The sequence below is a fragment of the Bacteroidota bacterium genome, from assembly GCA_034723125.1.
Lineage (GTDB): Bacteria > Bacteroidota > Bacteroidia > CAILMK01 > JAAYUY01 > JAYEOP01.
The window spans coordinates 1-2,438 of record JAYEOP010000361.1; the positions used below are offsets into that span (position 1 = coordinate 1).

Sequence of the window (2,438 nt, forward strand, 5' to 3'; positions counted from 1 at the left end):
GAGTTCATAATGATAATTTTTTTTTGTGCAAAGGTATTTAATTTTTTCTTCCATTCGCAAATTGGCATGTACAAAAATATTTTTTTAAAATGGGAGGATTTAGCTTGATAATTTTTGAGAGTATAATTTAAATTAATGCATAAACTCAGAGAAAAAATACTCAATAGGAGGACCCGAATATTCAACATTGCTCAATAGCAGATAATTACCATCAGGTTTCTGAATAGATTGTACAATCTTTTGATCGTTTGCTTTTGAATAATATATTGTTTTAACAAACGAAATTTTGTTACCATGAAAATACTAATGTAGAATTTCGGTATCCGGATTTGTTTTGATGCCATTTTTTAAACGATGAACCACTACTTTGTGCCCAATTTGCAAATTTATAATGTGCATTAATTATTGGTGTTTTTTCGCTTGGATAGTCAAAAGCGTCAACAATATTTATTGCCCATGGTAGGTTATTGTCGGTTTTGTAATATCTGCCTATTACGGGTTTACTGTCATCACTTGATGTTTGAAAAAGGTCTGTATCGGCTTTATCGGTAGGAGCTTTGTTCGGTAAATGCACTTCAATATCTCTGTCTGCATCAACAATTATAAAGGGATTGTAAGGTGGAATTCCAATGTCTTGCGGGTCAACAGGGTCGTCAAGTTTTATTACTATGTTCATTGTATCTGGTGTGTTGGTTGGATTAGTTTTTATAGTATTTATAAATGAATGACTTATTGGTGGAAATTGATCGTAAGCATCATCAAAAACTATTACAACTGCTCTTGACTGTCCTGATTCAAGATTATTGGAGGCTAAACTAATGTAACTCTCTGTAAGATTAAAACCTGTTACTGATGTTACATTAGAGGGTAAAATTTTCATTTCAAAACCAAAACCATTATGATTGCCAGCTCCTATAGCTTTAATAATATATTTAGCTTTTATTTCAACAACTTCATTATCTCCATTTGAAATTTCATTTATTTGATAATCAATAACAAGGTCATTAAAGTCAAAGTCTCCTTTACCAGGCCATAAGTCCTCAAAAGCGAGAGTGCCAAAAGTTGTTTCTGAAGGGTAAAAATTATCAAATGCTTTTGACTTGTCATTTGGATAATCATCAAAATTATCTGACACACCATCCTTATCCCCATCATTATCAGAATAGCTAATCATTTCTAAATTAGAAGTTTCAGGAGCAGTAATTGGGTTTGAAGTTACAAAAAATATAGCATCATTGAAGTCATTATCACACCATCCATCTCTATTTAAATCTTCAAATCCAAGTAGAATAATGTCTCTACCAGGGTCAACAAGAAGAACGTTGTGTATTCTTTTGCTACTTGTACTTTCGGGATTTAAGGCAGGATTTGAATAATAAATATTACCACTTGTTTTTATCTGCCCGTTTCTCCAGCCATTTGCCAATAATGCCCAACCTATGCATGTGTTTTTATCAAAAGTACCAATTTTAACTTTGTTCCCTGAATACAATCCACCACCTGAATATTTAAACGACACATTTGGGAAAATTACTGTTAATGTATCAATTTCACTTACCGAGCTTGGTGCACTGTCTTTTGGGTAAGTGTAAAATAAAAGAACATTTCTGTATCCGGCTCCTTCATGTACAAAAGTTACCCAAACATCAGCATCTTTATTTAAAACAAGATTTGTTTCATTTCCGATTGCAAGGTATTCAGGATTATATTGTGGTACAGGACGATATTCGGGTAATGAAGAATTAATATCTTGTAAAAGCGAATTGCTTATATTATCATTCGGGCTTATAAGATAATTAGGGACTCCCTGATTATTATATGTCCCAAGATATTTTAAAACAGCATTGGTTCCTGCAAGTTTTTTTGAAGGTGTAATTGATGATGTTTGATTCATTGAACTTCTGTTTCGGCTTTGCTTGCCTCCAAATGTATAAATAATAGAATTGTTTACTACAGGTAGTTTTACTAAATTTGCTAGTCCTATAAAATCAGTTCCTACAACAACTTCATTTATATAAGAAGGTATAGTTCTCTTTATGTGAAAAGCTCCATTGTAATCAGATAATCCGCTTATTAAACGAGTTCCACCGCTATCGGGGTAATCGGTGTAAACGTCAAATCTAACTTTAGTTATTGGGTTATCACTATTGTCAAGAGCGTACAAATTTATTTCTGTTTCATCAGAAGTGTTGTAATTAAAATTATCAGCAACAACAAGCTCATTCATTGATTCTACGTTGTTGTTCGGTTTTGGTGGAGGATTATTAATATTTTCTTTACATGCTGTGAAAATTATTATTAATGCAACCAAGCTTAATTTTAGTATTTTCATGATTTTATAGTTTTAATTGTTTAAAAGTACATTTTATTTTTTTCAGATTATAAAAGTACGTCTCTAAAAACACTATTTCCAAATATTTTTTAAAAATTATTTTATA

At 31.5% G+C, this 2,438-nt stretch carries 1 protein-coding gene; it reads right to left on the bottom strand.

Features of this window, described 5'->3' with window-relative positions; all coding sequences use genetic code 11:
- Nucleotides 1-289: 289 nt before the first annotated feature.
- The gene (locus U9R42_09725) at nt 290-2,332 is read right to left on the bottom strand and encodes an LruC domain-containing protein (protein MEA3496300.1); all 2,043 of its coding nucleotides are present in this window, start codon (nt 2,330-2,332) and stop codon (nt 290-292) included.
- Nucleotides 2,333-2,438 lie beyond the last annotated feature (106 nt).

Coding starts and splice junctions, on each gene's coding strand:
- U9R42_09725 (MEA3496300.1), bottom strand. CDS start 2,332: ATGAAAATACTAAAATTAAGCTTGGTTGCATTAATAATAATTTTCACA.